The organism is Mesorhizobium sp. A623, from assembly GCF_054489405.1.
This window is the reverse complement of sequence record NZ_JBTMXB010000009.1, coordinates 48,605-74,477: the sequence shown is the minus strand read 5'-3', so window position 1 is coordinate 74,477 and position 25,873 is coordinate 48,605. Positions and strand designations below refer to the sequence as shown.

Below are 25,873 nucleotides of genomic sequence, written 5' to 3'. Positions count from 1 at the left end.
CAAACCATGACAACCTTTTCGCAGAAGCCTGCGGACGTGGTGAAGAAGTGGGTGCTGATCGACGCCGAGGGTCTCGTCGTCGGTCGTGTCGCCACCATCATCGCCAACATCCTGCGTGGCAAGAACAAGCCGACCTTTACCCCGCATGTCGACGACGGCGACAATGTCGTCGTCATCAATGCCGACAAGGTCGTGTTCACCGGCAAGAAATTCACCGACAAGGTCTATTACTGGCACACCGGCCACCCCGGCGGCATCAAGGAGCGCACAGCGCGCCAGTTGCTCGAGGGACGTTTCCCTGAGCGCGTTCTTGAAAAGGCCGTTGAGCGCATGGTCCCACGCGGCCCGCTCGGCCGTCGCCAGATGAAGAACCTCCGCGTCTATGCAGGCGCGGAACATCCGCACGTCGCCCAGCAGCCCACTGTACTCGACGTGGCCGCGCTGAACTCCAAGAACAAGAAGGTCTCCTGATATGGCTGAGCTTTCCTCGCTCGCAGAACTGGGCGCCGCGACCGGCAACACAAATACGCAGCCGGCTGCTCCCGTCCACGTCCAGAAGCTCGACACGCTGGGCCGCGCCTATGCCACCGGCAAGCGCAAGAACGCCATCGCGCGCGTCTGGGTGAAGCCCGGCTCCGGCAAGATCATCGTCAACGGCAAGGAATTCGCGGCCTATTTCGCGCGCCCTGTCCTGCAGATGATCCTCAACCAGCCGATCGTCGCCTCCAACCGCGCCGGCCAGTACGACATCGTCGCCACCGTCATCGGCGGCGGCCTTTCCGGCCAGGCGGGCGCTGTTCGCCACGGCATCTCCAAGGCACTGACCTACTACGAGCCGACGCTGCGCGCCGTGCTCAAGAAGGGCGGCTTCCTGACCCGCGACAGCCGCGTGGTCGAGCGCAAGAAGTACGGCCGGGCCAAGGCTCGCCGCTCGTTCCAGTTCTCGAAGCGCTGATTTTTACCCCGACATTCGTGCCGGGAGATATTGGATCAAGGGCTGCATCGGCAACGATGCGGCCCTTTTTCATATGCGGCTGAATCGGCTGGTCGGGTATCGCCCGCCGGGAGCCGGCTTGCCTCACCAACGTCGCGGCATGGATTCCCGACACTCTCCAGTCGCTTCGCTCCTTCACGAGGCCGGAAATGACGGATTCGGGTGTGCGTAGAGATCGACGAGAGCAAGAATGATGCCGAGCATGTGGCCTCAGACCGGTTTGAAATGCCGGGAGACGACAGCAAAACGGCCCCACGAAGGGGCCGTTTGCAATCTCGGTGGATAAACCTCGCCGCAGCGAAGTCGGAAAAAGATCAGTTGCCGGCCTTGGCCTTGTCCTGCTCTTCCTTGAGCTTCTTGGCAAAATCCTCGTTGTTCTTGGCGACGAAGTCCTGCAACTTCTTCTGGCGATCCTCGATGTCGGACTGCTTCATGGGCGGGCCGTCATAGGCCGCGCTGAAGCCGGTCAACGCCACCTTGATCGGATTGGGCTGATTCTGGAAATTGACCGAGGTCAAGGTGAGGTTGGACCCCTTCTTGAACGATGCGACGAGGCCATCGGTCAGCGGAACCTCCGCCACGCAGCGATCCGGGAAGCAGATCACATAATCGAGCTTCTGCGTCTTGCCGGCGTCGATCTGAAGCCCGATGCCGGGCGGCACGAGACGACCGGTCGGCACCGTGACCTGGAACACCTTGCGGTTTACCTTGCCCTTCAGCTCGATCATGCTGATGCCGGTGATGAGCTGGCCGTTGCTGGCGGTCGAGATGTTCTGGACGTTGCAGATGTCGACGTCTTCCTGCTTGGTGCAGGCCTTGAACCAACCTTGCGGGATCTGCTGTTCCTGCGCGGCAGATGCATAAAGCCCGGCGCCCAGAAACCCGACGACGCCTGCGGCCATGATCGAAAGACGGTACGCGGTGGTGTTCAGGCTCGTCATGTGGTGCATTTCCTCTCAAATGTTCCCGGCGACGCCATTTTCGTGCCGCGTAGCCCCGCTACCTGTTGTTAAAATGAGGCAACAGAATGACTTTGGACCGCGTGTTACACTCCCTGCCGGGATGAATCCAGCCCGCCGCAAGCATTTCTTGCTCCCCTGCTGGCCGAACGTTGCGCCGCTCCATGGTATTGTCCGCCCGAATCAACGACCCTGCGTTCAGGATCCATCAGTATGATCGAAATGGCCATGCGCCACACCCTTGTCTGGCTGGCCGCGCTTTCTCTTCTGGCCGTTTCGCAGCCAGCGGCCTCGGCGCCGAAACACGCAATCGCCATGCAGGGCGAACCGGCACTGCCGGAAAATTTCACGCATTTCACCTATGCGAACCCGGATGCGCCCAAGGGCGGCGCAATCACCTATTGCGTCGTCGGCACGTTCGACAACCTCAACCCGTTCATCATCAAGAGCCTGCGCACCACCGCGCGCGGCATGATGGACACGATCTTCGGCAATCTGGTGTTCGAGCCGCTGATGCAGCGCAATGCCGACGAGGCGTTTTCGCTCTACGGGCTGCTGGCCGACAGCGCCGACATGAGCGACGACCGCAGGACCATCGAGTTCCACCTCGACCCGAACGCCAAATGGTCGGACGGCGAACCGGTGACGCCCGACGATGTGCTGTTTACCTACGATGTCTTCACCGAAAAGGGCCGCCCGCCCTATTCGGACCGCATGAAGAAGGTCGCCAAGCTGGAGAAGACCGGCCAGCATTCGGTGCGCTTTACCTTCAACGACCGGGCCGACCGCGAATTTCCGCTGATCATCGCGATGACGCCGATCCTGCCAAAACATGCCTTCGACAAGGAAACGTTCGACAAGACGACGCTGAACCCGGTCATCGGCAGCGGCCCCTATACGGTGGCAAAAGTGGAGCCCGGCCAGCGCATCGTGTTCAAGCGCAACCCGAATTACTGGGGCAAGGACATTCCCGCCAAGCGCGGTTTCGACAATTACGACCAGATCACCATCGAGTATTTCATGAACGCCAACGCCATGTTCGAGGCGTTCAAGAAAGGCATCTGCTCCATCTATACCGAGAGCGATCCCGTCAAGCGCGACCGCGGCATGAATTTCCCGGCCTTTCATGACGGCAGGGTGATTGCCGAAACTTTTCAGAACGGCATCCCACCGGTGGTCAACGGTTTCCTGTTCAACACGCGGCTGGAGAAATTCTCCAGCCCGGTGGTGCGGCGCGCGCTGGGCATGCTCTACGATTTCGAATGGGCCAACAAGAACATGTTCGGCGGCCGCTACACGCGCACCATGAGCTACTGGCAGGGCTCGAATCTTTCGGCGCTCGGCCATCCGGCAGGCGCCAAGGAAAAGGCGCTGTTGGCGCCCTACCCTGGCCGCGTGCCGGTGGACATTCTGGACGGCACTTGGGGCCCCCCCGTCACCGACGGATCGGGGCAGGACCGCAAAGTGCTGAAGGCGGCGTTCGACCTGTTCAGAAGCGCCGGCTATGTGCTCAAGGACGGCGCCATGCGCGATCCGAAAGGCCAGCCCTTCGGCTTTGAAATCCTGACCTCGTCACAGGACGAAGTGCGGCTGGCCTCCATCTACCAGCGCACGCTGGAAAAGATCGGCATCGCCGTTTCCATCCGCACGCTGGACGGCGACGAGATCCAGTCGCGCAAGACGCGTTTCGACTTCGACGTGCTGGTCGGTTCCACCGGCTTCAACAATTCGCTGTCGCCCGGCATCGAGCAGATCGGCCGCTGGGGCTCGTCTTCGGCCAACGTCGAGGGTTCGTTCAACCTGGCGGGCGTTGCCGATCCGGCCATCGACGCGGCCATCGACGCCATGCTGAATGCGCGCAACCACGAAGACTTTGTCGCGGCGGTGCGGGTGCTGGACCGGCTCTTGATTTCCGGCAATTACATGGTGCCGATGCAGCACAATAACGAGCAGTGGATCGCCTATTGGAACACGCTGGCGCACCCGCAAAAGACTTCGCTTGCGGGATATCAGTTGCCGACATGGTGGAAGAAGCCATAGATTGCAGCGGTGCTCTTTTGGAGTGAGCGAAGTTGGTGGAAGCCGCAATATTGCACATCATTCCCGACCTCGTGAGCGACCAGAGGGAGCGGAGAGTGTCGGGAATCCATGCCGTGCTGGTGAAGTCACGGCATGGGTCCCGGACATGCCGGCCGGCTGCGCCGTCCAGCATTCCGGGATGACGCCGGGGACGGGATTGGCGTCCAGCCGGAGTCGGGCCGGAAAGGCCCTGGACAGAAGCCGAAAGGAGCAGTCCGATGAGCGAAGGCAACTCCATCACCGTCGACGTGGTTTCCGATGTCGTTTGTCCCTGGTGTTTCATCGGCCAGAAGCGACTCGACAAGGCGATAGCGGACAGCGGCATCGAGGTGCAGGTGAACTGGCGGCCGTTCCAGTTGGACTCGACCATCCCGTCCGAAGGCAAGGACCGACATGAATATATGTTGGGGAAGTTCGGCAGCGACGAGCGTATCCGCGAAATCCATGCCCGCATCGAGCCGCTGGGGGCTGTAGAAGGTATTTTCTTCGCGTTCGACGCCATCAAGGTCGCGCCCAATACGCTCAATGCGCACCGTGTCATCCGCTGGGCGGGGGCTGCCGGAGAGGCCATCCAGAACCGGCTGGTGCGGCGGCTTTTCCAACTGAATTTCGAAGAGGGAAAAAATCTCGGCGATGCATCGGTGCTAATCGAGGCGGCGCGCGAGGTCGGCATGGACGCCGCGATAGTCGAGACGCTGCTGCCGACCGACGCCGATGTCGAAGCCGTGCAGGGCGAGATCGCCACCGCTTCGCGCATGGGCGTGACCGGTGTTCCCTGCTTCCTGCTCGAAGGCAAATATGCGGTGATGGGCGCGCAGGACGCTCAGACGCTGGCGGACGCCATCAGGCAGGTCGCGACCGCGAAGGCGAACGGAGAATTGGCGAAGGCGGAATAGTTTCCTTCTCCCCGTAAACGGGGGGAGGGAGTCAGGCCGAGTTGCGCATTCCGCAGCCGGCCTAAGTGCGATGGCCGGAAGTGGACGCGTCGTCGCTACCCGCTCCAAAACCACCGCCCATACCGCCTCCTCCCATGCCGCCTCCACCGCCGCCTCGTCCAGAACCGCCCTCCTTCGCGCCGCCCTTGCGCGCGCTGGCGCCCGAAGGCCGGGTCGGGCCTTGCATGGGAATGGACAGATCGGCGGAGATCGGCGCGAGATCGAGCGCCTGGCGGACGAAGTCGCGCAGCGAAACGACGAGTTCGTGCGTATGAACGGGACGGCCGGCGACCAGGTCGCGCGCGGCGCGCTCGGCCAGCCGCACCTGCTCTTCCGTCCCAAGCAGGATGATATCGGACAGTGCCGCCTCGACCGCGTCACGGATGCGGCGAGGCCGATCCGATCCGCCTTCCGCCCCTGTTCCAGCGAGAGCCACGGTTTGCCCGGCATCGGCTTCCTCGCCGGCCGGTTGGTCCTGCGGCTGCTCTGTCCGGTGCAGGTCGCGCATATGCCTCGGATCGACGGTCAGATCGCCGGTGAACGACCCGCCCAGCACCTTGTAGGCCGCGATCAACGTGCGCAGGCGCTCGTTGATCTGGCGGTTCATGCGCTCGCGGCGCTGCTGGATCGTGAACATCATCAGCACGCGAATGCCCATGCTGATGAGGGTAATAGCAGCAAGGCCGATCAGTGTTATCAGCACGCTGTGCCAGGAACTGAAATCGATGTTGCGCACTGGTTGCTCCACAAGCCTTGGCCGGATGCCCGACCGGCATGTGCATGCTTAGAGCAATTCGGGCAGTCAAACCAGAACAGGCCGCCGCGCCCGCTCACCCCGCCAGTTTGGCCAGTTGCGTCATGATGACGGCGGAACCGGCCAGCCGCTTCTCCGGCGTTGCCCAGTCGCGGATGAAGACCACGCTCTGGTCCTGCCTGATCTTGGCCAGCGAACCTTGCTCGCTGATGTAGCGCACCAGCTTGACCGGATCGGCAAATTCGCGCCCGCGAAAATGGATGACGACGCCCTTCGGCCCGGCGTCCAGCTTTTCCACATTGGCCTTGCGGCACAGCGCCTTGATGAAGACGATCTTCAACAGGTGCTTCACTTCCTCCGGCAGCGGGCCGAAGCGGTCGATCAGTTCCGCTCCGAAACCGTCGATTTCCTCGGTGTTTTCGAGATCGCCAAGGCGGCGATAGAGGGCCAGCCGAAGCTGCAGGTCGGGCACATAGCTTTCCGGGATCATCACCGCCGTGCCGACAGCGATCTGCGGCGACCAGCCGGTGTCGAGTTCCTCGCCATTATCCTTGACCTCGGCGACCGCCTCTTCCAGCATCTGCTGGTAAAGCTCGAAGCCGACTTCCTTGATGTGGCCGGACTGTTCCTCGCCCAAAAGGTTGCCCGCGCCGCGAATGTCGAGGTCGTGGCTGGCAAGCTGGAAGCCCGCGCCCAGCGTGTCCAGCGATTGCAGCACTTTCAGCCGGCGCTCGGCGGTGTCGGTGAGCTTTTTCTTTGCCGGCAGCGAAAACAGCGCATAGGCGCGGACCTTCGAGCGGCCGACGCGGCCGCGCAATTGGTAAAGCTGCGCCAGGCCGAACATGTCGGCGCGGTGCACGATCAGCGTGTTGGCGGTCGGGATATCCAGACCCGATTCGACAATCGTCGTGGACAGGAGAACGTCGTACTGGCCGTCGTAGAAGGCGTTCATGATGTCGTCCAACTCGCCGGGCGGCATCTGGCCATTGGCGATGGCGACCTTCAGTTCGGGTACAGATTCGCGCAGGAAATCATGGATTTCCGCCAGATCGCTGATGCGCGGAACAACATAGAAGGACTGCCCGCCGCGATAGCGTTCGCGCAACAGCGTCTCGCGGATGACCAGCGGATCGAAGGGCGAGATGAAGGTCCTGACCGCCATGCGGTCCACCGGAGGCGTGGCGATCAGCGACAGTTCGCGCACGCCCGTCAGCGCCAGTTGCAGCGTACGCGGGATCGGCGTCGCCGACAGCGTCAGCACATGCACATCGCTCTTCAGTTCCTTCAGCCGTTCCTTGTGCTTGACGCCAAAGTGCTGCTCCTCGTCGATGATGAGCAAACCAAGCCGCTTGAAGGTAATCGACGATCCGAGCAACGCGTGCGTGCCGACGACAATGTCGATGGTGCCCTCAGTGATGGCCTTTTTCGTCTCCGCCAGTTCCTTGGCGCCGACTAGCCGCGAGGCCTGGGCGACGCGGATCGGCAGGCCGGAAAAGCGCTGCGTGAACGTCTTGAAATGCTGGCGCGACAACAGCGTCGTCGGCACCACCACGGCGACCTGGAACCCTTCCATGGCAGCGATGAAGGCCGCGCGCAGCGCCACTTCCGTCTTGCCGAAACCGACGTCGCCGCAGATCAGCCGGTCCATCGGGCGGCCGGCGCCCAGATCGTCCATGACCGAATCGATCGCGGTCTGCTGGTCGTCGGTTTCCTCATAGGGGAAGCGCGCGGCGAACTCGCCGTAAAGCCCTTCGGCCGGCACCATGGAAGGAGCCGCGCGCATCTGGCGCTCGGCGGCGATGCGGATCAGTCCGCCCGCCATGTCGAGCAGGCGCTTCTTCAGCTTCGCCTTGCGCGCCTGCCAAGCGCCGCCGCCCAGCCTGTCGAGCGACGCTTCGGCCGAATCCGAGCCGTAGCGCGACAGAAGCTCAATGTTTTCCACCGGCAGGAACAGGCGGTCGTCGCCGGCATAGTGGATTTCAAGGCAGTCATGCGGCGCGCCGACCACCTGAATGGTTTTTAACCCGATGAAGCGACCGATGCCGTGGTCGGCATGAACGACGATGTCGCCCGCCGACAGCGACGCCGCCTCGGAAATGAAATCCGACGCCTTCTTCTTGCGCTTGGAGCGGCGGATGAGGCGGTCGCCCAGAATATCCTGTTCGGCGACGACGACCAGATCGTCGGTCTCAAAACCGGTTTCCAGCGGCAGCACCGCAAGGGCGGCCTGTCCGACATCGAGTTTTGCGGCCTCGGCAAGGGTCGCGACCTGGTGCAGATTTTCGAGATGATGCTCGGCCAATATCTGGCCCAGACGGTCGAGCGAGCCTTCCGTCCAGCCGGCAACGATGACGCGGCGCTTTTGCGCGCGCTCGTGCCCAATATGCTGCACCACCACGTCGAAAACGTTGGCGTTCGGATCGGCGCGCTCCTCGGCAAAGCTGCGGCCGGCGCGGGAGCCTGCATGGAACACCTTGCGGCTGCCGGCATCGGGGGCGGCAAAGGGCGTGAATTCCAGCGACTCGCGCCCGGCAAGTGCTGCCTTCAGGTTTTCCGGCGACAGATACATCAGATCTGGCGGCACCGGCTTGTAGGGCACGGCATCCTTCAGCGCGCCATCGGCCAGCTTGCTGCGCGACTCGTAATGGTCGAGGATCAGCGTGTGGCGCTCGGCCAGCGCCTCATGCGCCAGATGGTCGAAGATCACCGGCGTATCCGGCAGATAGTCGAAAACCGTATCCAGCCGCTCGTAAAACAGCGGCAGCCAGTGCTCCATGCCGGCAAAGCGCCGTCCTTCGGTCACCGCCGCATAAAGCCCGTCATCGCGCGACGGCGCGCCGAACGCCTCGATATAGGCACGGCGGAAGCGGCTGATGGTTTCCGCGTTAAGCGCCACTTCGCTCATCGCCTGCAGCGACATCGACTTGCGCTGGCCCGTCGTGCGCTGGCTGGCGGGGTCGAAGGCGCGGATCGATTCCAGCGTATCGCCGAAGAAATCGAGCCGCAGCGCATCCGGCCAACCCGGTGCGAACAGGTCGAGAATGCCGCCGCGCACCGCGAATTCGCCGATCGAGCGCACCGTCGGCACACGATCGAAGCCGGAATTTTCCAGCCGCGCCGCCAGCGTGTTCATGTTGACCTGGCTGCCGGGTTTGGCGCGGAAATTCTGCGCTTCGATCAGGTCGGCCGGCGGAATGCGTTGCAGCAGCGCGTTGGCGGTCGTCAGGATGACGGCGCGGTGCGGCTTTTTCGCCAGCGCGATCATCGCCGTCAGCGCGTCGAGGCGGCGGGCGGCGGCGTCCGAACCCGGCGAGACGCGGTCGTAGGGCAGGCAATCCCAGGCGGGCAGTTCCAGTACCGGCAGGCCGGGGGCCGCGAAGGCCAGCGCCTCGACGATGGAAGGCAGGCGCTGGCCGTCGCGCGCGACGAACAGCACCGGCTTGTCCGGCGCAATCTCGTGCGCCGCCTGCGCAATCGCGAAGGCCTCGTAGCCATCGGCGACGCCATCGACAATCGATTCGACACTCCCGCCTTTGGGCAGGCCGATTTTGGGGATCAGGCTCATGAAGTCACGTTTTGGAAAGTCGTTGACCTAAAAGGTAAGGGAGTGGCGCGAGGCCAGGATTTTTTGCAGCAGCGGAGAATCGAGATTGGCGGGCACCGGGCGCTCACCGGTGACCCATGGCAGGAATTCGGTATCGTTGATATCGAGAAGCCGTTCATATTGGTCGAGTTCGGCATCGGTCAAGGCCGTGATCTCGGCATCCGCGAACGATCCCAGGATCAGATCCATCTCGCGCATGCCGCGATGCCAGGAACGAAACAGAAGCTTGGCGCGCCGGGGTTCCAGCCCCTCGCTCGATCGTGTCGTTCCGGTCATGATGCTGCGTCCTGTCTCTGTCAGGCGCATATAGCGTGGATAGAGGCCGGTGTCAGCCTTTGCAATGTGGCTGGCCTCGCCTAGTTTGGGCGATGTTTATGCTCGATGTTACCCCTCTCTGTCCTGCCGGACATCTCCCCCACATGGGGGGAGACCAGCCTGCCGTGACGTTTCCCCCCATCCTGCGACGCTGCAAAAGGGCGGATACGCCGAAGCGTTTGATCTCCCCCCCTGCGGGGGAGATGTCCGGCAGGACAGAGAGGGGCAACGTAGAGCGCTGCACTCTCCGGCCCTCCCCATGAGACCCTTCGTCCTCGATCCCCTCTTCTCCCCCATCACCTCGCTCGAAGGCGTCGGCCCGAAAGTCGCGAGCATGATCGAAAAGATCGTGCCGGCCGATCTCGGCGACCGTGCGGCGCGGACCGGCGATCTTCTGTTCGTGCTGCCCAACACGGTCATCGACCGGCGCGACCGGCCGGGCATCGCGCTTGCGGCGCAGGGCGCTATCGTGACGCTCGACGTACGCATCGACCGCCACCAGCCACCGCCGCGCGGCAACAAGTCGGTGCCGTACCGCGTCTTTGCCCATGACGACACGGGCGAGATCGCGCTGACCTTTTTTCACGCCCATGCCAGCTATCTGGAAAAGGCGATGCCAGAGGGCGAGCAGGTCATCGTTTCGGGCCGCATGGAATGGTTCAACGGCCGCCCCTCCATGGTGCATCCCGACCATATCGCGCTGGCAAGCGAGGCGGCAAACCTGCCGCTGGTCGAGCCGGTCTATCCACTGACGGCGGGGCTGTCCTCAAAAGTGCTGCGCCGTGCGATTTCGCAAGCACTGGGCCGCCTGCCGGAACTGCCCGAATGGCAGGACGCCGCCTTCCTGCGTCGCCATACCTTTCCAGCTTTCGGCGACGCGCTGGGCCGGCTGCACAACCCCGCCGATCCGATAGACGTTGCGGTCGAAGGTTCCGCGTGGCGCAGGCTCGCCTATGACGAACTTCTGGCCGGGCAGGTTTCGCTGGCGCTGGTGCGCGCGCGGGTGCGCAAGCTTTCGGGGCGACCGCTGATCGGCGACGGCAGCCTCGTCGAGCCGTTGCGCAAGGCCCTGCCCTATTCGCTGACCATGTCGCAGGAAATCGCGCTTGCCGAGATCAACACCGACCTTGGCGAGCCGGACCGCATGCTGCGCCTGCTGCAAGGCGATGTCGGTTCCGGCAAAACCGTGGTGGCCCTGCTGGCCATGGCGCGCGCGGTCGAGGCCGGTGGCCAGGCGGTGCTGATGGCCCCGACCGAAATCCTGGCGCGCCAGCATCTGGCCACCATTGCCCCACTGGCGCAAAAGGCCGGCATCCGCATCGCCATCCTGACCGGCCGCGAAAAGGGCCGCGACCGCGCCGGCACACTGGCCGGGTTGGCGGACGGCAGCATCCAAATCGCTATCGGCACGCATGCGCTGTTCCAGGAGGCAGTGGCGTTCAAGAATCTCGTCTTCGCCGTCATCGACGAGCAACATCGTTTTGGCGTGCACCAGCGCCTTGCCATGGACGCCAAGGGCAACGCGCCCGACATGCTGGTGATGACGGCGACGCCGATCCCGCGCACGCTGGTGCTGACCGCTTTCGGCGACATGGACACTTCGAAACTGACCGAAAAGCCGGCCGGCCGCCAGCCGATCCGGACCGTGACGCTGCCGCTGGAGCGGCTGGAGGAACTGGTCGGGCGCATGCGCGACGCGGTCGAGGGTGGCCAGAAAATCTACTGGATCTGCCCGCTGGTCGAGGAATCCGAAGAGATAAAACTGATGTCGGCGCAGGACCGGTTCGAGTCGCTCAAACCGCTGTTCGGCAACCGCATCGGCCTCGTCCATGGTCGCATGAAGGGCGCGGAAAAAGACGAGGCGATGCGCGCCTTCAAGGAGGGCGAAACGCGCATCCTGATCGCCACCACGGTCATCGAGGTCGGCGTCGATGTGCCGGATGCAACGATCATGGTGATCGAGCATGCCGAGCGTTTCGGCCTGGCGCAGTTGCACCAGTTGCGCGGGCGCGTCGGGCGCGGCTCGAAGCCTTCTTCCTGCGTGCTGCTCTACAAGGACCCGCTCGGCGAAACCGCAAAGCGGCGGCTTTCGGTGATGCGTGAGACCGAGGACGGCTTTTTGATCGCCGAGGAAGATCTGAAACTGCGCGGCGAAGGCGAATTGCTGGGCACGCGCCAGTCGGGCACGCCGGGCTTCCAGGTGGCACGCATCGAGGCGCATGCCGACCTTTTGGAAGCCGCCCGCGACGATGCGCGGCTCATCCTGTCGCGCGATCCGGAACTGCAATCAGAACGCGGCGAAGCGGTCCGGCTCCTGCTCTATTTGTTCGGGCGCGACGAGGCGGTGCGCTTGCTGCGGGCGGGCTGAGGAACGGCGCCCAGCGTCGGATTGGCGATCTCCACCATCTCGCCATTGGCGGCAACCAGCGTCTTTTTCACGTCCGGCGCGACCAGACCGGCCGAGACGATTAGCCGCGCGCCTTCCTCAATGGTCATGTCCAGCATGACGACGTCGGATTTGCGCACATACATCAGGAACCCGGTGGTCGGGTTTGGCGTGCACGGCATGAACACGCCCATCAGCGGATCGCCCTCGACAAACAATTTCTGGTTGATCTCGGTGTCCTTTTCACCGCCGATGAACACCAGCGACCAGACGCCCTTGCGCGGGTATTCGACCAGCCCAACCTGGTTGAACATGTCGCCCTTGTTGGACAAAACCGTCTCGAAGATCTGCTTCAGCGACCGATAGATGCCGCGCACCAAAGGCATGCGCCCGAGCAGCCGCTCGCCGAAATTGACCACAGCGCGGCCGACGATGTTGGCGGTCAGGAAGCCGATCAGCGTGATGAGTATGAGCGCCACGATCAGCCCGAAACCTGGTATGCGGAACGGCAGATAGGTTTCAGGGCTGTAGCGCGCCGGGATATAGGGCTTTACCCAGGAATCGACCCAGCCGATGAACGACCAGGCGATATAGGCGGTAATGGCCAGCGGCGCGCAGACGATGAAGCCGGTTAGGAAATAATTCCTCAACCGCGTCATGCCGGATGTCCTGGGTAGATCAGCCATTGCTCACCGCTTCGTTGCACGGTGAAACATTAGGCGAGCGGCGCGAGTTTTGGAACCGCCAATCTATGCAGCAGCCTCCAGAGGCTCGATCTTTTCCAGTTCGGAAGCGAGTTTCCGAGCCTCGGTTTCAAGTTCGTAAGCCTGCTGGAAATTCATCCAGAACGCGGCAGTTGTATTGAAGTACCGGGCAAGGCGAAGCGCCGTATCCGGCGTGATGCCGATTTCCTCCTTCGCGACCCGTTCGATGCGGGTGCGCGGCAGGTTGAGCTTTTTGGCAAGGGCACTGGCGCTCAAGCCGAGCGGCAGCAGATATTCTTCCCGCAGGAATTCGCCGGGATGAACGGGACGTGCAAATTTCAATGCCATTCCAGCCTCCATGATACCGCTAATGATAGTCGACGATTTCGACATCTTCAGCGCCGGCCTGTGTCCACCGAAAACAGATACGCCATTGGTCGTTGATCCGAATCGAATGCTGACCTGCACGGCTGCCCTTCAACGCCCCAGATGGGTTCCGGGCGGAGAGCGAAGATCCTGCAATTCGACGGCATCGGCGACGGCCCGGAGCCGGCGTTCGGCGCGCGCCACCAAATCCGCAGGAAAGCCTTTGGGAGCCTTGCCGGTGGCAACCGCTTCCACCGCCCTGCCCCTGAACGAAACGATCGCCACTGCACCCCCACAGCCTGTATCATAGATTGATACAGGGCAAGAATCAAGGAAATTGTATCAGCTAGCGATACCATCCGTATCCGGCCAGAAGCGTGCGATGAACCGCCTACTCCACTGTCACCGACTTCGCCAGATTGCGTGGCTGGTCGACGTCGGTGCCCATGAATACCGCCGTGTAGTAGGCCAGCATCTGGATTGGCAGGGCGTAGATGATGGGTGTGATGATTTCGGGCACGTCGGGCAGGATGATGGTTTCCATCGTGTCGATGGTCGACTGGGCAGCGCCCTTCTTATCGGTGATCAAAATGATCTTGCCGCCGCGGGCGGCCACTTCCTGCATGTTCGACACGGTTTTCTCGAAAATCCGGTCGTGCGGGGCGATGACGATGACAGGCATGTTCTCGTCGATCAGGGCGATCGGGCCGTGCTTCAACTCGCCGGCGGCATAGCCCTCGGCGTGGATATAGGAGATTTCCTTGAGTTTTAGCGCGCCTTCCATGGCGAGCGGGAAATTGGTGTCGCGGCCGAGATAGAGCACATGCTTGTAGTGCGCCAGTTCGCGCGCCAGCTTCTCGATCTGGGTATCGAGCTTGAGCACCTGGGTGGCGAGGCGCGGTGCTTCCGACAATTGCCGCACCAGCGCTTTTTCCTCTTCCGCCGAAATCTTGCCGCGCGCCACGCCGGCCCGTACGGCGAGCGCCGCCAGCACCGAAAGCTGGCAGGTGAAGGCCTTGGTCGAGGCGACGCCGATTTCCGGACCGGCGAGCGTCGGCAGGGTCACGTCGGATTCACGCGCAATGGTCGATTCGCGCACATTGACGACAGCGCCGATGGTCATGCCGGCCTTGCGGCAATAGCGCAGCGAAGCCAGCGTGTCGGCCGTTTCGCCAGATTGCGAGATGAACAGCGCGGCGTCGTTTTTCGACAGCGGCATTTCGCGATAGCGGAACTCGGAAGCGATATCGATGTCGACCGGCAGCCGCGCATAGCGCTCGAACCAGTATTTGCCGACCAACCCGCTGAGATAGGCGGTGCCGCAGGCGGAAATCGCCAGCCGGTCGATCTTGGCGAAATCGAACGGCAGGTCGAGCGGCTTCGAGGTGCCGCTGGCGAAATCGAGATAATGCGCCAGCGTGTGCGAGATCACCTCCGGCTGTTCATTGATTTCCTTTTCCATGAAATGGCGATGGTTGCCCTTGTCGACCATGTAGCTGGTGCCGAGCGATTGCTGGCGCTTGCGCTCGACCTTGTTGCCGTCGATGTCGAAAATGGTGATTTCATCGCGGCGGACCACCGTCCAGTCGCCGTCTTCCAGATAGGTGATGGAATTGGTGAAGGGGGCGAGCGCGATGGCGTCGGAGCCCAGAAACATCTCGCCCTCGCCATGGCCGACGGCCAGCGGCGGGCCGTTGCGCGCGCCGACGATCAGATTGTCGTCGCCTTCAAACAGGATGGCCAGCGCGAACGCGCCTTCCAGTCGTTTCAAGGCATTGTGCGCGGCCTCGACCGGCTCTGCGCCGCGCGCCAGTTCGCGCGACACCAGATGCGCGACGACCTCGGTGTCGGTCTGCGAGGAAAAGGCATAGCCGTCGCGGATCAACTCGTCGCGCAGATCGGCGAAATTCTCGATGATGCCGTTGTGGACCACGGCGACGCCTGCGGAAAAATGCGGGTGCGCGTTGGTTTCGTTCGGCACGCCATGCGTTGCCCAGCGCGTATGGCCGATGCCGATGGTGCCACCAAGCGGTTCGGCTTGTATCAGGCGCTCGAGATTGACCAGTTTGCCCTCGGCACGCCGACGGCCCATCTCGCCGCCATCGAGGGTGGCGACGCCGGCGGAATCATAACCGCGGTATTCCAGCCGCTTCAGCGCATCCACGATAAGCGGCGCGACCTGCGAACGCCCGACGATTGCGACAATGCCACACATGCTTGCTTGCCCTCGATGCCCGTTTCGCTACGCTTAGCTAGCGCGCGCCCGTCGCGATAATCACATTGCGTTTCGCCCCGTATCGGCAAACCGCTTCGCAGCCGTCCTTATGGCACGCCCCGCTTGAAATCCAGTTACCGAAGTCCGTTCATTTGCGTACAGCGGAAGCGCGGCGCTCACGCAATTCCTTGGCCTTGCCCGGCAAGGTCTTCTGGCGGGAGCGGCCGAAAGCCAGCGCATCGTCGGGCACGCTTTCCGTGATGACGCTGCCCGAGGCGACATAAGCGCCATTGCCGATGGAAACCGGTGCGACCAGTGACGAATTGGAACCGATGAAGGCGTTTTCGCCGATATCCGTGAAAAACTTCGAGTAGCCGTCGTAATTGCAGGTGATCGTGCCCGCGCCGATATTGGCGCCAGCGCCGACGCGCGCATCGCCGATATAAGTGAGGTGGTTGACCTTGGCGCCCTCCTCGATGGTCGCCTTCTTGACCTCGCAGAAATTGCCGACCTTGGCTTTTTCTTTCAAGTCCGCGCCCGGACGCAGCCGCGCGAACGGCCCGACATCGGCATTCGGCCCAACGGTTGCGCCTTCAAGATGGCTGAAAGCGTGGATTTTCGCGGCGTTGGCGATGGAAACGCCCGGTCCGAACCAGACATTCGGCTCGATCACGGTATCCGACCCCACTTCCGTGTCATGCGAGAAAAAGACCGTTTCGGGCGCTATCAGCGTGACGCCGGCAAGCATCGCCTCGCGGCGGCGGCGCTTTTGCCAGATGCCTTCCGCCTCGGCCAGTTCGGCGCGGTTGTTGATGCCGAGTGCGTTCTCAAAACTGGCTTCGGTGGCGACCACGTCCAGCCCTTGGGCGGCGGCGATCTCGACGATGTCGGTTAGATAATATTCGCCCTTGGCATTCTTGTTGCCGACCGCATCAAGCAGTTTCAACGCGTGCTTGCCCGCAATCGCCATCATGCCGCCATTGCAGAATTTGATTGCCCGCTCCTCGTCCGAGCAATCTTTTTCTTCGCGAATGGCAACAAGTTTGCCGCCCTTTTCGATCAGCCTGCCATAACCGGTCGGGCTTTCGGTGCGGAAACCGATGACGACGACGGCAGCACCTTCAGCCAGTTTCCGGCGCGCGGTCCTCAAGGCATCGGCGTCGATCAGCGGCGTATCGCCGAACATCACCAGAATGTCGTCGTGGCCGCCCGACAGCGCATCCCTTGCAGCCAGTACGGCATGCGCGGTGCCGAGACGCTTTTCTTGCACGAAGATTTTCGCCGCTGGCGCGAACTTTGCCGCCGCCTTGCGCATTTCGTCCGCGCCATGGCCGATGACCAGCGCCAGATCGGCGGCCCCCGACGCCTGCGCCGCCTTGACGACATGGGCGACCAGCGGCAGGCCGGCGACCTGATGCAGCACTTTGGGCAGCGCGCTTTTCATGCGCGTGCCTTCGCCGGCGGCAAGGATGATGGACAGGCAGGAGCGTGTGGACATGAGGGAAACCGCTGATGATGGGATAAGAGAGCCGATATTATTTACTATCGGACCTATCATAAACCAATGCGGTTAAATTCCGGTGAGACTGAACACGGGGCTCACCCCAGCCGGCCCAGCACCGGGAAATTCTCCAGCAACCAATAGGATGCGGTCTGTACGCCGCCGGTGAGGAACAGGACGCCGGCGACCACCAGAAGGCCGCCTATGGCCTTTTCGACGCGGCCGAGATGGACGCGGAATTTGCCGAGAAAGCGCATGAACGCACCCGAAAACAGCGCGGCGATCAGGAACGGAATGCCGAGGCCGAGCGAATAGGCGGCCAGGAGCAGCGCGCCCTCGCCCACCGTCTCGCGCCCGCCGGCCAGCGTCAGGATCGGCCCCAGCACGGGGCCGATGCAGGGCGTCCACCCAAAGGCGAACGCCAGCCCCATGACATAGGCGGCAACGGTGCTGGCAGGCTTGCCCTCGCTTTGAAAACGCGCCTCGCGCGACAGGAACGGGATGCGCAGCACACCAAGGAAGTTCAGCCCCATCAGGATGATGAGCACGCCGGCGGCCATCGCCAGTTGCTCTTGCCAGACGCGCAGGAAATGGCCGATGGTCGATGCCCCCGCCCCAAGCGCCACGAACACCGTGGAAAAGCCGAGCACGAAGGCGACCGAGGACGCCATCAGCGCGAAGCGCGCGCCGGCCTTGGCGGTGAGGCCGGCCTCGCCGCGAAAATCGTCGACCGACACGCCAGCCATGTAGCACAGATAGGGGGGCACCAGCGGCAGCACGCATGGCGACAGAAACGAGAGCGCCCCTGCCCCGACCGCGCTGACATACCCGATATCCAATGCCATTCTTCTTGATCTCCTAACCGCCGAGGCTCCAACCCTTTGATCGAGCATCGGAGTAACCCGAAAACCGGTAACCACTTTCGGTCCGATGCTCTAGCCGGTGCCCCCTCCGGCTTCCAGTCACAGTTGCGTGGGCACACGCCGCCGGGCAGGACAACGAGCCCGTGGCGTTATAAACTTCGGTTGGGCTGCATGACCGGAGGGTTGAACAGGTGCCTTCTTTCCCTAGCCTTACCAGGCCCTAGATAACCCTCATGCCGGGAAGCCGCGATAGCCGCGTGCTTGCCGGTTTTCAAACAAGCCCGATTTTCAAGCAAAGGAGACGATCATGAAGACCATCACAGTCGGACTGGCGGCACTTCTACTCAGCACGGCCGCAGGCTTTGCCGCCGACGCATGGAAGGAAGCGGAAGTGGGCGGCGCCAAGATCTATACCGACGCCCACGGAATGACGCTCTATACCTATGACAAGGACGAGGCCAGCAAGTCCAATTGCTACGACAAATGCGCCACCAACTGGCCGCCGCTGAAGGCTGACGCCAGCGCCAAGGCCGAAGGCGAATGGACGGTCATCGAGCGCACGGACGGCACCAAGATGTGGGCCTATGACGGCAAGCCGCTCTATACGTTCATCAAGGATAAGAAGGCCGGAGACATGAATGGCGACGGGGTCGGCGATGTCTGGCACACAGCCAAGGCCGACTAGCGTCCCTAATCCGAATTTCACATCGTTTGCGGGAGGCGCTGCGCGAATTTCGGATTCGAAAAGGACGATATGATTCCAGTGTGGTTTTTTGGATTTGAAACTCGCTTAGCGCGCCGGATCCATCGGGTGGCGAGTTTCAAATTCGCCACACCAGCGTCAGGACGCCTGGGCAAGCGCGGGCTGCCGCTCTGTCTTTTGTTCGAGCGTCGAAACAGACCGGAAATCGGCCCCCGCCCACCGGTCTATTCCGATGCTTCGGCCTGCTACCAGATAGGCCGTTTCCACGTCGATCCCGTACCGTTTACCGCTGCAGGGACTTGGGCAAGAGGGTGTTGCGCCGGGTCTCATGCCGCGGGTCGGGCGTTCGCCGCGAATAATGTCGCTTGCCTCCATATAGGCCATCTCGATCAGGTAGGTCAGCATGTCGCAGCGCTCCACTTCCGCCATCGTGCGCAATTGGCCGAGCATCGACTGCAGGTAATCGAGTGTTTCGGTGCGCCTTCTGGTATACTCACGCGGCATGACAAATGATCCTATGGCTTCGCCGACAACGCTTTCCCGCACGAGTTGGCGTCGTCTAGTGGCTTGATCCAGACATTTGCATCCGTCCAACACGATGCACGCAGGCAAATGTCTGAATCAGGAAACCACCAGCAAGTCTATAATTCCAGTGGACGGGGTCCGAATACATAAGCAGCCTATCAAATTTATCTAAAGTTGCAAGAATATTTTGCCACACTTTTTAGGTGTAAATTACAAGCGACGGAAGCCATCGTTTCGGTGCTGCCTGGTATTGCTGCCTCGACGCATCCCGATGGACAATGGCGAAGCACGGCAACCTACTTTTCGGGACCAGGTAAGACGGGAAAAGCCGGCGTGAGGCTCTCAACGCCGGCTGCATTTCCGACCCGCTGAAGCGGGCCTGCCATTGCCCCGAAAGCGGTTCTCACTTTCGGGGCAATGTCTTATTTCGCTGCTTCGTCTGCCGGTCCGGCGTGCATGATATCGTCGTTTTCCGGCCCATCGACGATGAGATAGCCGGCCAGGCCGCGTTCGGCGCGCGACAGGGCATGGTCAACCAGCACATAGTGGCCACCTCGGTCGATCTTGAAGTCGACGATGGTTGCGCCGCCGGGCGGAACGCTGACCGTCTGCACCCCTGACAGAGGCGGCGAGATGACGCTACCCATGGAATAGACGCTGTCGAAAATCTCGCCGATGACATGGAAGGACGAGGTGAAATTCGGGCCGCCGACGCCGAAGAAGATGCGGACCGTCTCGCCGGCATTGGCGTAGAGCGGATGCGACTTGGTCAGGGAACCGACCGCGCCGTTGAACAGAAAGTATTCCGGGCGCTCCGAAATCAGCTTGTCGTAGTCCATCTCCATCTCGCCCTGCGTGCCGAAGGGCTCGACGGTGTAAAGCTCGCCCTGCATGACGTAGAATTCGCGGTCGACCTGCGGCAGGCCGCCTTCCGGCTCGACCAGGATCAGCCCGTACATGCCGCTGGTGATATGGTGGGCCACGCTGGGTGTCGCACAGTGGTAGACATAGATGCCGGGTTTTAGCGCCTTGAAGGTCACCGTCGCCTCCGCGCCCGGCTCGATCTGCGTAAAATCCGCGCCGCCGCCGGGGCCGGTTGCGGCATGGAAATCGACCGAATGCATCATCACGCTGTCGGCGGCGTTCTTTAGCGTAACCTCCACGGTATCGCCGACGCGCACCCGCACGAACGGCCCCGGCACCTTGGAATTGAAGGTCCAGTAGGTGTAGGTCGTGCCGTCGTCCAGCCTTCCGGTGAGTTCCACGGTCTCGAGATCGACCTTGACCAATTGCGGCATGCGCTGGCCGATCGGGCCGGGCAAGTCGGCGGGGTCGCGCACGATGTCGGCTGCCTCGCTCTCCATGGCCGCGCGCGGTCCAGGCATCACCTGGATCAGCCCCTCCATGCCCGCCTGCCGGTGGCCGGCGATGGAGCAGAAATAGGCGAATTCGCCGACCTTGCCGGCGGTGAAGGAGAAGGTGGACGAGGCGTTCTTGCCGACGATGATCGAAGAGCGGGCGGCATACTGGTCGATGACCACGTCGTGCTCCGCGCCCTCGCCGTTGATCAGGTTGATCTGCACCAGTTCGCCCTCATGCACCATGAGGGTGGGATTGACCTTGCCGTCTATATCGCCGCCGACGCCGATATAGACCATGCGTCCGGTGGCGATGCCGGTCTTGAGCGTGAAGATGGTGGGGGTGTGGTAGCTGCTCCCGACCGTCGCATTGGTCTTGGCCTCTTCAGGCGCCGCCTGCTCGGCTGTCGGGGCTGCCGCCTCGGCTTCAGCCTGCGCGGTTTGCGTCATGGTCCCGTGCTGATGGGTCTGGGCGAAGGCCGGCATGACGAACAGCGCTAGCATCGCTGCGATGGCCGCTATCCATGTTCCGCGCCAGCGGGATGGATTGGCGTTCTGGCACCGGGCGGCAATGCCGGGTCCGGTATCGGGGTTGAATGCGCCTCTGTCGAGCATCGATCTCTCCTTGTCACGGCATGGGGCTATACAATCGGCCTTGTAGGGACGGGCCGAGAAACGATCTTTGCAAAAAGGCAATAATGGCGAGGGCCGGGCTTCCGGCGGGCGCGGCATCTGGCCGCTGGCGGGTGTGGCCGCAGCGCAGGGTCCGGCAGCATCCCACCATGACGCCGGCGATGCTTGACGTCAAACGCCAGAGCGCCGCGCATCCAAGCCGGGTGCGCGGCGCTCCAATGATCAATTATGCGGGATCGGTCCTGCTTCGGCGTCGCGTGGCGGGCACGCTGGACGCCGGTTGGCCGATCAGTTGGCGGGAACCTGAGCCAGCAGTTCGGCCATCACTTTCTTGGCCTTGCCGGGATTCTTGGCGGCGCTGGCTGCTTCCAGGTTTGTCGGGTTGCCCACGACGATAAGCGCCACCATACCCATGGCGTAGTGCGGCGTGCATTTCACGCCATAGACGCCTTCCGTGGTAAGCGTGACGGTGATCGGCTGGCTGATCTTGCCCTTGAACGGCTCGGCCCCGTCGGGGATCATGCCCTTGATGGATTCGGCGTCGTGTCCCTTGTCGGTCGGCACGAAGGTAACGGTGTCGCCGGGAGCCGCCTGTATGAAGTTGGGCTGGAAGACCATTGCGCCCTTGTCACCCTTGTTGAGCATCTGGACCTGATGGTCGGCGGCCTGCGCCGCTCCAGCCAACATCAAGGCGGCGAAACCCGCTGCCAGAACGATCATTTTTTTCATTGTATTCTCTCTTTCCTGCTTAGCGCCCAAAGGCGGCAACGCCACGCTTGCGGTCCGTTTCCGGCATTGCGTTGCGCGCATGCGCAGACAAATGCCAGGACCAGCACACCGCCAGCCACTCCACGACCCCATCGGGTACGAAGGGTTGCCCGGTCATAGGACTTTTGGCGGCTGAAACTTTGCGCAGGAACAACTTCCTGGCGACCGGTCGGGAAGGCTCGCAGTTTGTCCCCCCGCAATGACCGCGCCGGCCAGAACCGGCATGGTGCCGTTTTCCGGGAGCGAAGGGCCATGCAGCCGACGCTGGGCATTGATACGACGATGGACGAGATGATGCGCCGATGGCCACCGACCATCCGCGTCCTCGTGCGGCATCGAATGCTGTGCGTCGGATGTCCGATTGCGTCCTTCCACACGCTTTCGGATGCAGCCCGGGAGCACGGCATGGACGAGGAGGCGCTTCGTCGCGAGTTGGCGGCGGTAATTGCTGCCGAAGAGCCAGCATCTGGCGCCTCGTTTTCCAAGCCCCCCGCGCGGCCGTAAGCGGCGCTGCCGCCGCCGATCTGCGCTTTCGCGCTTGACTGTGAGGCTGCAGGCAATAGTCTAGATGAAAATACCGGCCCTGATCGCCGGACGGCAAGAATGCCTCGTTTGCCTCGCTCCAGAAGCGATGGCTGCGGGGCATTGTCATTTTGGGGGATTTTTTGAAGCGTCGCGTCGAGATCGGCATCCTGTATTCGCGCTCCGGCAACTACCAGCTGGTGTCCGATGCCTGCCGCGCGGGCGCGTATTCCGCGATCAAGGCGGTCAATGCGGACGCCGCCTGCCCGATCGAGTTCGTTCCGGTGGAGCGCGATCCCGACGGCAATATCGACCGCTATGCGACGGGCTGCGCGGAAATCCTGGCGACCAGCAGCGCGCGCCACATCATTGGCTGCGTCACATCCTGGAGCCGCAAGGAGGTCATCCCTATCCTCGAACGGGCCGGCGGCACGTTGTGGTATGCCTGTCCGTATGAAGGCTTCGAGGCCAACGAGCATGTCGTCTACATGCACGCCTGCCCGAACCAGCATCTGGTGCCGATGCTTTCCCATGTCGTGCCGCGCTTCGGCGCCAACGGCTTTTTGCTCGGCTCCAACTATATCTGGGGCTGGGAAACCAACCGCGTCGCGCGCGACCTGATCGCGGATGCCGGCGGCAAGGTTTTGGGCGAGCGCTATCTGCCGCTGGGCGAAACCGACGTTTCGCGGCTGATCGCCGAGATCGAGGCGACAAGGCCGGATTTCGTGCTGAACAATCTGATCGGCACCTCGTCCTATGCCTTCATCGCCGCTTATGCGGAGCTTGCGCGCCGAGATCCGCATTTCAAGCCGGAGCGCTGCCCGATCCTGTCGTGCAACCTGACCGAATGCGAACTGCCGGCCATCGCCGGCGTCGGCGACGGCCATCTATCGGCCGGCCCCTACTTCCACGACCCCGCCGCGCATGGCTGGTCCGAATCCCTCAGCGCCACCATGCCGGCCTCGTCCTTCGAGGCGTCGGCCTATGCCAGCGTGCGCGCGCTGGCCGAAATTCTGGCCGGCAATCCGACCGCGCAATGGACCGACCTGCCGAAGGCGTTTACCGGCCGGACCTTCCGCTCGCCGCTCGGCGCCGTCGCCATCGATCCGCAGACCCAGCATGCAACCCTGTCGGTGCAGATCGGGCGGATCGAAGGTACGGCTTTCAAGACCGTCAGCCTGATCGAGAATGTCGCGCCGGACCCCTATCTGTCGCGCTACGACCGCAGCGCGACCTTTGCCCGACCCGGCCTGCGGGTGGTGTCGTGAGCCGCGGTTCGCGCATTCCCAATCTTGGCGGGGCAAAAGCTTTCGTGCTGCACCGGCCGCACCCGACCGTGCAGGCGATCACAAGGCAATTGGCGGCAATCGGCCTCGACGTTACCGCGTGCTGGCCGGAACTGCCGGCCGAAGCGCTGGCGGCGGAGTTCGTCTTCTTCGACGTCGATCTGGGCTTCGACGAACAGTTCCCATGGCCGGCGGGCCATGCGCCGATGCCGCTTGTCGCGCTGATCGGCTCGGAAGCGCCGGGCCGCATCGAATGGGCGCTTTCGCACAACGCCGATGCCCAGTTGCTCAAGCCGGTGGGCAATGCCGGCGTCTACAGCGCCCTTCTCATCGCCAGACAGGCTTTTGCGGCGCGGCAGCGGCTTGCCGATGAAATCGCTTCGCTGGAAATGCGCGTCGCCGAGCGGCAGACCATCGTGCGCGCCGTCACCGCGCTTTCGGCGCAGGGTTTTGACGACGAGCGCGCCTATGCGCAGTTGCGGTCGCTGGCCATGAGCTGGCAGATCAACCTGGAAGAGGCCGCCCGCCGCGTCGTGGCTATGACGAAACAGGAAGGCAGCGATGACCAGTCCCATCGCGCCTGACCTTTCAGCCGCCCTGCCCGCACGGGCGCGCCCCGGCGTATGGCGCAGGCTGGTCACGCGGCCGCTGGCGCTGATCGGCCTGGTTATCATCGCCATCGTGCTGATCGGGGCGATCTTCGCGCCGTGGCTGACGGCCTATGACCCGAACGAGCAGATGTTCGACGGCCTGACGCTGCAAGGCGCGCCGCTGGCCCCGAACACCACCTTCTGGCTCGGCACCGATTTGCTCGGCCGCGATCTTCTCACCCGCATTCTCTATGGCGCACGCACCTCTTTGATCATCGGCGTCGTCGCCAATGGCGTGGCGCTCCTGATCGGCACGCTGGTCGGCATTACGGCCGGCTATTTCCGCGGCTGGATCGGCAGCGTGCTGATGCGCTTCACCGACCTGATGATGGCGTTCCCGGCCCTTCTGCTGGCCATCTGCCTGGCGGCGGTGTTCGAGCCCAGCCTGTGGATCGTCGCCATGGTGATCGCGCTGGTCAACTGGGTGCAGACGGCGCGCGTCATCTATACGCAGACCAGTTCGCTCACCGAACGCGAATTCATCGACGCCGAACGGACACTCGGCGCAAGCAGCCCGCGCATCCTGTTTAGGCACATCCTGCCGCATCTGGTGCCGACCATCATCGTGTGGGGCACGCTCGGCATTTCGACCACGGTGCTTCTGGAGGCGACGCTGTCCTATCTCGGCGTCGGCGTGCAGCCGCCGACCGCCTCCTGGGGCAACATCATCTTCGAGAACCAGACCTATTTCCAGGCGGCCCCCTGGCTGGTCTTCTTTCCGGGTGCCGCGATCCTGGCGCTGGCGCTGGCCTTCAACCTCGTCGGCGATGCGCTGCGCGACCTTCTCGACCCCACGCAGAGAGGCCGGGAATGATGGGAGGCCGGGAATGATCGCCTATCTCGCCCGCCGCATCGTCCAGTCGCTGCTGATCCTGCTCGGCGTGTCGATCATCACCTTTGCGCTGCTTTACCTGCTGCCCGCCGATCCGGTGCGCCAGATCGCGGGGCGCAGCGCCACGCCCGAGACGGTGGAAAACATCCGCCGCCAGCTCGGCCTCGACCAGTCCTTCATCGTCCAGTACTGGCGCTATCTCGGCAATCTGGTGCAAGGCGATCTCGGCCGCTCCTACATCCAGCGCTCGCAGGTCACCGAACTCGTCGTCGCGCGGTTGCCGGCGACGCTGCTCCTGATGGCCGGTTCCATCGTCTGCGAACTGGTGCTTGGGCTGACCATGGGCCTGGTGGCGGCGGTGCGACGCGGCTCGGCCACCGATCAGTCGCTGATGGTCGTCTCCTTCATCGGCGTATCGGCACCGCAATTCGTGGTCGGCCTGTTGCTGCTCTACGTGTTCGCGGTGCAGCTCTCCTGGTTTCCGATCGGCGGCTACGGCACCTGGCGGCACCTAGTGCTGCCGTCGCTTACCATGGGTATCCTCGGCGCGGGCTGGTACGCGCGCATGATGCGCTCCTCGATGATCGACGTGCTGCGCCAGGATTATGTGCGCACCGCCCGCGCCAAGGGGCTGGCGCGCCGCGCGATCCTTCTGCGCCATGCGCTGCCCAACGCCATCCTGCCGATCGTCGCCATGATCGGCATCGATATCGGCATCCTGATGGGCGGCATCGTCGTCGTGGAAAGCGTGTTCGGCTGGCCGGGCATCGGCCAGCTTGCCTGGCAGGCGATCCAGCGCGTCGACATCCCGATCATCATGGGCGTGACCATGGTGTCGGCCTTCGCCATCGTGCTCGGCAACCTTCTGGCCGACATCGTCGCGCCTTTCATCGATCCACGCATCAAGCTCAGATAACAACA

Annotated in this window: 23 protein-coding genes and 1 pseudogene; 11 read left to right on the top strand and 13 right to left on the bottom strand. The window is 62.9% G+C overall.

Features of this window, described 5'->3' with window-relative positions:
- The first annotated feature begins 6 nt into the window (after nt 1-6).
- The gene (gene rplM, locus ACX3P1_RS11565; RefSeq protein ID WP_459079716.1) at nt 7-471 is read left to right on the top strand and encodes a 50S ribosomal protein L13; all 465 of its coding nucleotides are present in this window, start codon (nt 7-9) and stop codon (nt 469-471) included.
- A gap of 1 nt (nt 472) precedes the next feature.
- Entirely contained in the window at nt 473-955 is a 483-nt protein-coding gene (gene rpsI, locus ACX3P1_RS11560; protein ID WP_459079715.1) for a 30S ribosomal protein S9, read from the top strand.
- 353 nt (nt 956-1,308) lie between these two features.
- Here the strand turns inward: rpsI and ACX3P1_RS11555 are convergent, their stop codons facing one another.
- The gene (locus ACX3P1_RS11555) at nt 1,309-1,935 is read right to left on the bottom strand and encodes an invasion associated locus B family protein (protein WP_459079714.1); all 627 of its coding nucleotides are present in this window, start codon (nt 1,933-1,935) and stop codon (nt 1,309-1,311) included.
- Between the two features lie 246 nt (nt 1,936-2,181).
- Between ACX3P1_RS11555 and ACX3P1_RS11550 the strand changes: the two genes are divergently transcribed.
- Nucleotides 2,182-3,993, top strand: coding sequence for an extracellular solute-binding protein (locus ACX3P1_RS11550; protein WP_459079839.1), 1,812 nt, complete (start codon nt 2,182-2,184; stop codon nt 3,991-3,993).
- Between the two features lie 257 nt (nt 3,994-4,250).
- Nucleotides 4,251-4,928: a DsbA family oxidoreductase gene (locus tag ACX3P1_RS11545; RefSeq protein ID WP_459079713.1), complete on the top strand. Its 678-nt coding sequence runs from the start codon at nt 4,251-4,253 to the stop codon at nt 4,926-4,928.
- Nucleotides 4,929-4,989: 61 nt separating this feature from the next.
- Here the strand turns inward: ACX3P1_RS11545 and ACX3P1_RS11540 are convergent, their stop codons facing one another.
- The 3 genes from ACX3P1_RS11540 to ACX3P1_RS11530 form a co-directional block, all read right to left on the bottom strand.
- Nucleotides 4,990-5,703 carry a hypothetical protein gene (locus ACX3P1_RS11540; RefSeq protein ID WP_459079712.1) on the bottom strand — a complete coding sequence of 238 codons (714 nt, stop codon included), beginning with the start codon at nt 5,701-5,703 and terminating at the stop codon, nt 4,990-4,992.
- A 94-nt stretch (nt 5,704-5,797) separates the two neighbouring features.
- Nucleotides 5,798-9,286 (bottom strand): transcription-repair coupling factor, encoded by a 3,489-nt coding sequence (gene mfd, locus ACX3P1_RS11535; protein WP_459079711.1) that lies wholly within the window; start codon nt 9,284-9,286, stop codon nt 5,798-5,800.
- 27 nt (nt 9,287-9,313) lie between these two features.
- Nucleotides 9,314-9,601 (bottom strand): FAD assembly factor SdhE, encoded by a 288-nt coding sequence (locus ACX3P1_RS11530; protein WP_459079710.1) that lies wholly within the window; start codon nt 9,599-9,601, stop codon nt 9,314-9,316.
- 298 nt (nt 9,602-9,899) lie between these two features.
- On the opposite strand from ACX3P1_RS11530, the gene recG reads away from it, so the two are divergent.
- Entirely contained in the window at nt 9,900-12,008 is a 2,109-nt protein-coding gene (gene recG, locus ACX3P1_RS11525; RefSeq protein WP_459079709.1) for an ATP-dependent DNA helicase RecG, read from the top strand.
- Here recG and ACX3P1_RS11520 read toward each other — a convergent pair.
- The 6 genes and pseudogenes from ACX3P1_RS11520 to ACX3P1_RS11495 form a co-directional block, all read right to left on the bottom strand.
- Complete coding sequence (locus ACX3P1_RS11520) at nt 11,960-12,712, bottom strand: DUF502 domain-containing protein (protein ID WP_459079708.1); 753 nt, start codon at nt 12,710-12,712, stop codon at nt 11,960-11,962. The genes recG and ACX3P1_RS11520 overlap by 49 nt on opposite strands.
- Before the next feature lie 63 nt (nt 12,713-12,775).
- A complete protein-coding gene (locus ACX3P1_RS11515) occupies nt 12,776-13,078 on the bottom strand; it encodes a HigA family addiction module antitoxin (RefSeq protein WP_459079707.1) in 303 nt (100 codons plus the stop codon).
- Nucleotides 13,079-13,097: 19 nt separating this feature from the next.
- Nucleotides 13,098-13,351 (bottom strand): annotated as a pseudogene (locus ACX3P1_RS11510) (type II toxin-antitoxin system RelE/ParE family toxin).
- A gap of 136 nt (nt 13,352-13,487) precedes the next feature.
- Nucleotides 13,488-15,311: a glutamine--fructose-6-phosphate transaminase (isomerizing) gene (gene glmS / locus ACX3P1_RS11505; RefSeq protein ID WP_459079706.1), complete on the bottom strand. Its 1,824-nt coding sequence runs from the start codon at nt 15,309-15,311 to the stop codon at nt 13,488-13,490.
- Between the two features lie 148 nt (nt 15,312-15,459).
- Nucleotides 15,460-16,809 (bottom strand): bifunctional UDP-N-acetylglucosamine diphosphorylase/glucosamine-1-phosphate N-acetyltransferase GlmU, encoded by a 1,350-nt coding sequence (glmU, locus tag ACX3P1_RS11500; RefSeq protein ID WP_459079705.1) that lies wholly within the window; start codon nt 16,807-16,809, stop codon nt 15,460-15,462.
- A gap of 101 nt (nt 16,810-16,910) precedes the next feature.
- The gene (locus ACX3P1_RS11495) at nt 16,911-17,657 is read right to left on the bottom strand and encodes a cytochrome c biogenesis CcdA family protein (protein WP_459079704.1); all 747 of its coding nucleotides are present in this window, start codon (nt 17,655-17,657) and stop codon (nt 16,911-16,913) included.
- Between the two features lie 325 nt (nt 17,658-17,982).
- Here ACX3P1_RS11495 and ACX3P1_RS11490 point away from each other — a divergent pair, with 325 nt between their 5' ends.
- Entirely contained in the window at nt 17,983-18,360 is a 378-nt protein-coding gene (locus ACX3P1_RS11490; RefSeq protein ID WP_459079703.1) for a COG4315 family predicted lipoprotein, read from the top strand.
- A gap of 156 nt (nt 18,361-18,516) precedes the next feature.
- On the opposite strand, the gene ACX3P1_RS11485 is transcribed toward ACX3P1_RS11490, so the two are convergent.
- From ACX3P1_RS11485 to ACX3P1_RS11475, 3 genes are all read right to left on the bottom strand, one after another.
- Nucleotides 18,517-18,882, bottom strand: a complete 366-nt coding sequence (locus tag ACX3P1_RS11485; protein ID WP_459079702.1) for a hypothetical protein — start codon at nt 18,880-18,882, stop codon at nt 18,517-18,519.
- 443 nt (nt 18,883-19,325) lie between these two features.
- Nucleotides 19,326-20,876, bottom strand: a complete 1,551-nt coding sequence (gene nirK, locus ACX3P1_RS11480; RefSeq protein ID WP_459079701.1) for a copper-containing nitrite reductase — start codon at nt 20,874-20,876, stop codon at nt 19,326-19,328.
- A gap of 306 nt (nt 20,877-21,182) precedes the next feature.
- Nucleotides 21,183-21,623, bottom strand: coding sequence for a pseudoazurin (locus tag ACX3P1_RS11475; protein WP_459079700.1), 441 nt, complete (start codon nt 21,621-21,623; stop codon nt 21,183-21,185).
- 291 nt (nt 21,624-21,914) lie between these two features.
- Between ACX3P1_RS11475 and ACX3P1_RS11470 the strand changes: the two genes are divergently transcribed.
- From ACX3P1_RS11470 to ACX3P1_RS11450, 5 genes are all read left to right on the top strand, one after another.
- Nucleotides 21,915-22,166 carry a DUF1858 domain-containing protein gene (locus ACX3P1_RS11470; RefSeq protein WP_459079699.1) on the top strand — a complete coding sequence of 84 codons (252 nt, stop codon included), beginning with the start codon at nt 21,915-21,917 and terminating at the stop codon, nt 22,164-22,166.
- Nucleotides 22,167-22,327: 161 nt separating this feature from the next.
- Nucleotides 22,328-23,452: a transporter substrate-binding protein gene (locus tag ACX3P1_RS11465; RefSeq protein ID WP_459079698.1), complete on the top strand. Its 1,125-nt coding sequence runs from the start codon at nt 22,328-22,330 to the stop codon at nt 23,450-23,452.
- Nucleotides 23,449-24,054 (top strand): ANTAR domain-containing response regulator, encoded by a 606-nt coding sequence (locus tag ACX3P1_RS11460; RefSeq protein ID WP_459079697.1) that lies wholly within the window; start codon nt 23,449-23,451, stop codon nt 24,052-24,054. Before ACX3P1_RS11465 ends, ACX3P1_RS11460 begins: the two co-directional genes overlap by 4 nt.
- Entirely contained in the window at nt 24,032-24,934 is a 903-nt protein-coding gene (locus ACX3P1_RS11455) for an ABC transporter permease (RefSeq protein WP_459079696.1), read from the top strand. Before ACX3P1_RS11460 ends, ACX3P1_RS11455 begins: the two co-directional genes overlap by 23 nt.
- Nucleotides 24,935-24,947: 13 nt before the next feature.
- Nucleotides 24,948-25,868, top strand: coding sequence for an ABC transporter permease (locus ACX3P1_RS11450; RefSeq protein ID WP_459079695.1), 921 nt, complete (start codon nt 24,948-24,950; stop codon nt 25,866-25,868).
- Nucleotides 25,869-25,873 lie beyond the last annotated feature (5 nt).

Bases quoted from the DNA above. Each gene is read 5' to 3' on its own strand.
- rplM (WP_459079716.1), top strand. From the start codon at position 7: ATGACAACCTTTTCGCAGAAGCCTGCGGACGTGGTGAAGAAGTGGGTG.
- rpsI (WP_459079715.1), top strand. From the start codon at position 473: ATGGCTGAGCTTTCCTCGCTCGCAGAACTGGGCGCCGCGACCGGCAAC.
- ACX3P1_RS11555 (WP_459079714.1), bottom strand. From the start codon at position 1,935: ATGACGAGCCTGAACACCACCGCGTACCGTCTTTCGATCATGGCCGCA.
- ACX3P1_RS11550 (WP_459079839.1), top strand. From the start codon at position 2,182: ATGCGCCACACCCTTGTCTGGCTGGCCGCGCTTTCTCTTCTGGCCGTT.
- ACX3P1_RS11545 (WP_459079713.1), top strand. From the start codon at position 4,251: ATGAGCGAAGGCAACTCCATCACCGTCGACGTGGTTTCCGATGTCGTT.
- mfd (WP_459079711.1), bottom strand. From the start codon at position 9,286: ATGAGCCTGATCCCCAAAATCGGCCTGCCCAAAGGCGGGAGTGTCGAA.
- ACX3P1_RS11530 (WP_459079710.1), bottom strand. From the start codon at position 9,601: ATGACCGGAACGACACGATCGAGCGAGGGGCTGGAACCCCGGCGCGCC.
- recG (WP_459079709.1), top strand. From the start codon at position 9,900: ATGAGACCCTTCGTCCTCGATCCCCTCTTCTCCCCCATCACCTCGCTC.
- ACX3P1_RS11520 (WP_459079708.1), bottom strand. From the start codon at position 12,712: ATGGCTGATCTACCCAGGACATCCGGCATGACGCGGTTGAGGAATTAT.
- ACX3P1_RS11515 (WP_459079707.1), bottom strand. From the start codon at position 13,078: ATGGCATTGAAATTTGCACGTCCCGTTCATCCCGGCGAATTCCTGCGG.
- glmS (WP_459079706.1), bottom strand. From the start codon at position 15,311: ATGTGTGGCATTGTCGCAATCGTCGGGCGTTCGCAGGTCGCGCCGCTT.
- glmU (WP_459079705.1), bottom strand. From the start codon at position 16,809: ATGTCCACACGCTCCTGCCTGTCCATCATCCTTGCCGCCGGCGAAGGC.
- ACX3P1_RS11495 (WP_459079704.1), bottom strand. From the start codon at position 17,657: ATGGCATTGGATATCGGGTATGTCAGCGCGGTCGGGGCAGGGGCGCTC.
- ACX3P1_RS11490 (WP_459079703.1), top strand. From the start codon at position 17,983: ATGAAGACCATCACAGTCGGACTGGCGGCACTTCTACTCAGCACGGCC.
- ACX3P1_RS11485 (WP_459079702.1), bottom strand. From the start codon at position 18,882: ATGCCGCGTGAGTATACCAGAAGGCGCACCGAAACACTCGATTACCTG.
- nirK (WP_459079701.1), bottom strand. From the start codon at position 20,876: ATGCTCGACAGAGGCGCATTCAACCCCGATACCGGACCCGGCATTGCC.
- ACX3P1_RS11475 (WP_459079700.1), bottom strand. From the start codon at position 21,623: ATGAAAAAAATGATCGTTCTGGCAGCGGGTTTCGCCGCCTTGATGTTG.
- ACX3P1_RS11470 (WP_459079699.1), top strand. From the start codon at position 21,915: ATGCAGCCGACGCTGGGCATTGATACGACGATGGACGAGATGATGCGC.
- ACX3P1_RS11455 (WP_459079696.1), top strand. From the start codon at position 24,032: ATGACCAGTCCCATCGCGCCTGACCTTTCAGCCGCCCTGCCCGCACGG.
- ACX3P1_RS11450 (WP_459079695.1), top strand. From the start codon at position 24,948: ATGATCGCCTATCTCGCCCGCCGCATCGTCCAGTCGCTGCTGATCCTG.